This is a genomic window from Shouchella shacheensis (assembly GCF_001484965.1).
Lineage (GTDB): Bacteria > Bacillota > Bacilli > Bacillales > Bacillaceae_D > Shouchella > Shouchella shacheensis.
Window position 1 is genome coordinate 191,225 of record NZ_LLYY01000007.1, and the last position, 6,000, is coordinate 197,224.

General features: G+C 49.5%; 6 protein-coding genes. 5 read left to right on the forward strand and 1 reads right to left on the reverse strand.

Translation table 11 applies throughout. The features are described from left to right. The first annotated feature begins 15 nt into the window (after positions 1 to 15). The 5 genes from pdhA to AVZ68_RS10090 are packed head-to-tail and all read left to right on the forward strand — an operon-like array spanning position 16 to position 5,158. Entirely contained in the window at positions 16 to 1,077 is a 1,062-nt protein-coding gene (gene pdhA / locus AVZ68_RS10070) for a pyruvate dehydrogenase (acetyl-transferring) E1 component subunit alpha (RefSeq protein WP_059104416.1), read from the forward strand. After that, on the forward strand, positions 1,074 to 2,093 hold the full coding sequence (locus AVZ68_RS10075; RefSeq protein ID WP_059104417.1) for an alpha-ketoacid dehydrogenase subunit beta: 1,020 nt from the start codon (positions 1,074 to 1,076) through the stop codon (positions 2,091 to 2,093). Before pdhA ends, AVZ68_RS10075 begins: the two co-directional genes overlap by 4 nt. Before the next feature lie 16 nt (positions 2,094 to 2,109). Further along, positions 2,110 to 3,330 carry a dihydrolipoamide acetyltransferase family protein gene (locus AVZ68_RS10080; protein WP_059104418.1) on the forward strand — a complete coding sequence of 407 codons (1,221 nt, stop codon included), beginning with the start codon at positions 2,110 to 2,112 and terminating at the stop codon, positions 3,328 to 3,330. Further along, positions 3,331 to 4,737, forward strand: a complete 1,407-nt coding sequence (locus tag AVZ68_RS10085) for a dihydrolipoyl dehydrogenase family protein (protein ID WP_059104419.1) — start codon at positions 3,331 to 3,333, stop codon at positions 4,735 to 4,737. A gap of 28 nt (positions 4,738 to 4,765) precedes the next feature. After that, on the forward strand, positions 4,766 to 5,158 hold the full coding sequence (locus AVZ68_RS10090) for a PaaI family thioesterase (protein ID WP_437182689.1): 393 nt from the start codon (positions 4,766 to 4,768) through the stop codon (positions 5,156 to 5,158). A gap of 440 nt (positions 5,159 to 5,598) precedes the next feature. Here the strand turns inward: AVZ68_RS10090 and AVZ68_RS10095 are convergent. Beyond that, on the reverse strand, positions 5,599 to 6,000 hold a 402-nt coding region (locus AVZ68_RS10095; RefSeq protein WP_157404630.1), incomplete at its 5' end, for a transposase.

Consider the following 6,000-nt stretch of genomic DNA (forward strand, 5'->3'; position numbering starts at 1 on the left):
GGAGATGACCGGGGTATGGAAGCATTCTCTCTCTATCAATGTATTGATACAAACGGGCAATGGACAACGGAGGAAGCGCCCGTCGATGAACAGCTACTCCAGCTCTTTTATCGACATATGCTACGCATTCGAATGTTTGATCGAAAAGCGGTGCGGTTGCAAAGGCAGGGCCGACTTGGAACGTACGCGATGTTTGAAGGACAGGAAGCGGCTCAAGTTGGAAGTGCATTAGCGCTGCAAAACGAAGATTGGCTCTTTCCTACGTATAGAGATCATGGAGCTACGCTCACGTTTGGGGCAGACATGATGAGAACCTTCCTCTACTGGAACGGAAGGGTCGAAGGCTGTGTACCTCCGGATGGGCAGCACATCTTTCCTCCAGCGGTGCCGATTGCCACACAGATCCCTCATGCGGTGGGAGCAGCCATGGCGGAAAAGAGAAAAGGGACGTCGCATGCAGCGATTGCGTATTTTGGAGACGGGGCCACATCGGAAGGCGATTTTCACGAGGGGCTTAATTTTGCAAGCGTTTTCCATGCGCCTGTTGTCTTTTTTTGTCAAAACAACGAGTACGCAATTTCCGTTCCCATTCATAAACAGATGAATTCAGAAACGATTGCGCAAAAATCCGTCGCCTACGGCATGCCTGGGAAACGCGTCGACGGGAATGATGTGGTGGCTGTATATAAAACAGTGGAGGAGGCACTAAAAAGAGCCAGAGAAGGCAAGGGACCTACCTTAATTGAAGCCGTGACGTGGAGGTTTGGGGCGCATACAACAGCGGATGATCCGACGAAGTATCGCGACCAAGCGAAGAGCGAGGAACGAAGAAAAGCAAACGACCCCTTGCAGCGTCTGGAATGGTACATGAAGCAAACGGGCGGATATACCGATGAATGGAAAGAGGCGTTGGAAAAAGAAGTCGAAGAAGAAATCAACGAAGCGGTGGATGCGATGGAACAATACCCGAAAGCGCAAGTCAGTGATTTGTTTGACCATGTCTTTGCGACACCGGTTTGGACCATCCGGCAGCAAAAAGAACAATACATCCAGCATTTGAGGGAGGTTACCCAATGATTGAAGTAGAGAAACGTCAGCCGACGGAGCAAGCGAAAACGACCTCTTTAAATATGGTGCAAGCGATCACCGATGGATTGAAATACAAGCTGGAAACGGACGAAGATGTCTTGTTGTTAGGGGAAGATATCGGAAAAAGCGGCGGTGTGTTCCGAGCCACGGATGGACTGCAAGCCATGTTTGGTGAAGATCGCGTCATCGATACGCCGTTAAGCGAGGCGGGCATTATTGGCACTGCGGTTGGCATGGCGGTGAACGGCACCAAACCAGTAGCGGAGATGCAGTTTTTAGGATTCATCTATCCTGCTTTTGAACAAATTATGACCCATGTCACAAGAATACGAATGCGAACGATGGGCCATTATCATGTCCCGATGGTGATACGAGCGCCATACGGCGCGGGCATTCGTGCGCCTGAAATCCATTCCGACTCTACGGAATCACTGTTCACTCATATGCCCGGGATTAAGGTCGTGTGCCCATCCAGCCCGATGGATGCGAAGGGGCTCTTGCTCTCAGCGATCGAGGACCCGGACCCTGTGCTGTTTCTGGAATCGATGCGCATTTATCGAGGAGCGCGAGAAGAGGTACCACAAGGCTTTTACCAGGTTGAAATTGGAAAAGCAAAAAAACTATCGGAAGGTACGGATGTGACGTTAATGGCGTGGGGGGCGATGGTCCCGGTCATCCAAAAAGCAGCGGCGGCGATGGAGGAAAAAGGGATTTCCTGCGAAGTAATTGATTTGCGTTCCTTGTACCCTCTGGATAAGGATATGATTTCAGCGTCGGTGCAAAAGACGGGGAGAGCAGTAGTGGTTCATGAAGCTCATGCGACAGGAGGGCTCGGGAATGACCTTATCTCATTAATTAATGATACCTCCTTTTTATATATGAAAGCGCCAGTCGAGCGCGTGACCGGGTTTGATGTCCCAACCCCGCTCTTTGCCCTGGAAGAGGAGTACATGCCAAATGACAAGCGCGTGCAAGCCGCAATTGAACGCGTGATCACATTTTAATGGGGAGGTGAAAGGAATGATTGAAGTCAAATTGCATGACATCGGAGAAGGAATGACAGAAGGCGAGATTCTTCACTACTTTATCAATGTCGGGGATGAGGTGAAGGTGGATCAGCCGCTAGTCGAAGTGCAAACAGACAAAGTCGCCGCTGAATTATCGGCCCCTCACCCAGGTCGAGTCAAGGAGATCTTAGTCAATCGAGGTGAGACAGTTCAGGTGGGGACGACGTTGGTCGTACTTGAAGGGGAAGACGAGGAACCGGTAGCCGTAGCGGAAGAGAAGAACGAACTAAGCGAAAGCCGAAGTCAAACATTCGTGACCTCGATTTTGAAAACGAATGAGAAACCCTTTCGTCGAGTGATGGCCGCGCCTTACACACGAAAAATTGCCAGAGAAAATGATATCGACATTGAACAAGTGCAGGGCACTGGACCAAGTGGCAGAGTCACGGATGAAGATGTGTATGCGTTTATTCGTTATGCGAGTGAGGAAAAAACCGCACCAAAAGAGCCAGAGTCACAGCCACAGGAGAAAGAAAGCAAACGTCCAACAACCATTCCTTTTGCGGGGAGAAGAAAACAAATTGCGAACAAGATGACGCAATCGTTGTTCACGATTCCACACGTCACGCATTTTGAAGAAGCCAATCTCACGAAATTAATGAAATGGAGAGCGGAATGCAGGCAAGCAGGGATTGAATTTTCGCTAGGTGCCTATTTCATTAAAGCGGTGGTGACTGCATTACAAGAGTTTCCGATCTTTAATGCGAGGCTTGACGAAGACGAAGGGGAAATCCAGCTCTATCCACATTGTCACATCGGTCTAGCTACAGATGCTCAAGAAGGCTTAATTGTTCCAGTGCTGAAGCATGCAGAAGAAAAGTCATTGCGGACGATCGACCAAGAAATGAAGGCATTAACGAAAAAAGCACAGGAAAACCAGCTAAAGCCCGAAGAATTAAGCGGAGGCACGTTTACCATAAGCAATGTCGGTCCGCTCGGAAGCACAGGGGCGACCCCGATCATTAATGCTCCACAAACCGGGTTGCTCGCGATCCATAAAACGAAAAAGCGACCGATTGTTACGACAAACGATACAATTGAAATTGGCCATGTGATGACACTATCCATGGCGTTCGACCATCGAGTCGCAGATGGAGGGACGGCGGTTGCCTTTACGAATCGATGGGTCGAGTTACTAGAAGAACCAAAACGTCTCATAATGGAGCTGATGTAAGTGGTTGTAGGGGAAATTGCGCAAGAACGTCAGCTGATTGTCATTGGCGGAGGGCCTGGCGGCTACCATACCGCGATTCGAGCCGCACAGCTCGGTTTAGATGTGTTGCTCGTGGAAAGAAACCAACTTGGAGGGGTTTGCCTGAATCAAGGGTGCATCCCCTCCAAAGTCCACACATACGCGGCCGAACAATGGAAACAAGCAAAACAAAACGAGCACATCGGCATTCCCGCCCCTACTGGCAACTTCGACTGGCAAGCGTTACACACGCATCAAGCAAAGGTGGTTCACCAACTTCGGCAAGGGGTGCATCAACTATGTAAGGCGCAAAAAATCGAAGTCGTAGAGGGAGAAGCTACCTTCCTGTCAGAAGACCGGATAGGAGTTGAAAATGGCCATAACTTTGACGTCTATCAGTTTCAACATGCGGTGATCGCTACTGGCCAGCGCCCTAGTAGTAAAGCCGCTGTAAATGCACACACGCTGTTTCAGCAAGAATCGCTTCCACAGAAGTTCGTGGTGGTTGGATGTGACTACATATCCTTAGAAGCGGCCTTTAGCTATCAACATTTGGGGAGCGACGTCACCATCGTTGCAGGTGAAACGAACATCGAACCTTCCATCGAAAAAGAACTATGGCGAGCAGCCAAAAAAGCTGGAATTTCTGTGCTGAAAGATGTAGAGATTCTTGACGTAACACAACATGCAGAGGGAATTGACGTATCGTATGTCAAAGGAGGAGAAACCAAAGTCATCGCAGGCACTCATCTCTATCAATCTGCCTCCTGGCTGGGTAATACAGAAGGGCTCGGGTTAGAGCGTCTTGGCATCGAACGAAGTGAAAGCGGCCATATCCATGTCTCAGATTCCTTTCAGACAGCGCGGAAAAACATTTGGGCGATTGGAGATGTCTTGGTCGGAGAGCCGCTTGCGACAAAAGCGATCAAACAAGGGAAGGTTCTCGCCGAAAGACTGGCGGGGCAAAAAGCTGAGTGGGACGATACATTTACCCCGAGAGTGTTCCGCACCCTGCCCCCTATCGCGAGTGTTGGCTGGACCTCCAAAGAAGCCGAGCAAGCCGGACGCGAAATTAACACAAGCACGGTCCCTTTTCGCAGCAATGGCTATGCGATGATCACGGGGAAAGGCGACGGCCTTTGCACCCTCATAAAAGATGAGCAATCAGACGAAATCCTTGGCGTGCATATGATCGGAGAAGGGGCGGTTGAGATGATCGCTACCGGTACGTTAGTGCTTGAAATGGCAGGGAGAGACGAGGATGTGATGTTTCCGATGTATCCACACCCTTCCTATTTGGAAGTGTTTATGGAAAGTGCAGAGGAATGGGACGGAAAAGCCATTCATCAGCCACCCAAAAAAGAAAAACGCACAAAGCAACCGACGTAAGGAGAGGATGAACGTGCCGCACGATTTGATGGACGTTGTGTTAGAAGGGAAAGAGCCTCCGAGCTGTGACAAAACCCTTAATATTGTGATCATGCAGGCGAACACTGGGACAGCCCATGCGAAATGGGAGCCTGATGAACGTTTTCTCAACGGAGTGGGGGTGGTGATGGGCGGCTTTGTCTCTTCAGCGGCAGACATCACGATGGCCTATGCGGTCTCTTCTTTATTAAACGAGAACCAATCGTTCGGTTCGATTAATTTAAATGTGACCTTTCATCGAGCGATTGCGCCTGGGACCGTTTTGGTCGAGGCGAGAGTAGAAAAAATTGGGAGAACCATTGCCTACGTTGTTGCCAATTTGAAGCAGAACGATAAAATCGCAGCAAGTGCTGTTTCGTCGGTGATGATTCGAGAGAGGTAGAGGTTGGTGTGTTTACGGATCGAGGTCAAAAAGGGAGGCATCATCCTTAGGGGTGAGGCTTTCCCTTTTTTAGCTAAGCCTCCCTCTATAAACATTGATAGATCAACGGTTTCAGCCGCTGATTGAGTGCCAAAAAAAATTTTTGTTCTCGTGTTAAAACAAGTATTTTCATCTTTTCAAGGATCTGGTGATCAAGCTTACGCTTCGCGGTGATCACTGGATAAAATTAGGTGATCTTGACTGTCTATGTGATGCACCTTGGATCTCTGCGAATGCTTATGCTGACGGACCCTCCCATGTCTCTTGGCATCGCGTGCCTACATTCCTTCGTTCGGTCTAGTCATAAGGCAGAGGCCGGCTAAGCTCCTTTAGGGACTCGAGGTCGGATGGAAAAAATGGTGCCAGCTTCTCCGTGTCATCCTCTTGATTGCACCGCTAGCTTAGGCTGTAGGCGCTTCTTGAAACATTGGTAGGTCTTTCAGTAGTTGAGCTTCACTAAAGGTCCGGTGCTTCGTTGCCAGCGTGTGTAAAATCTTTAAGAGCTTGCCACACAGGACGACAATCGACTGTTTTTTACGCAACGGGTTTTTGGTGCGAGTCGTGTAATACCTATGCAAGGCTTTAAACGCCTGATTATGGCGAACCATGGGCAACATCACTCGGAATAGCAGGGCTCGGAGCCGGCGTCTTCCTCGCTTTGAAATGCGCTTTTGTCCTTTGTGTAGCCCCGACGAACTTTCTTGCAAGGTGAGTCCCGCTAGTTTTACTAATTGACGTGGATGCTCGTAAGCAAAAAGATCTCCGGTCTCGGCGAGAAGGTCGATGATGGTCGCATCTCCAAG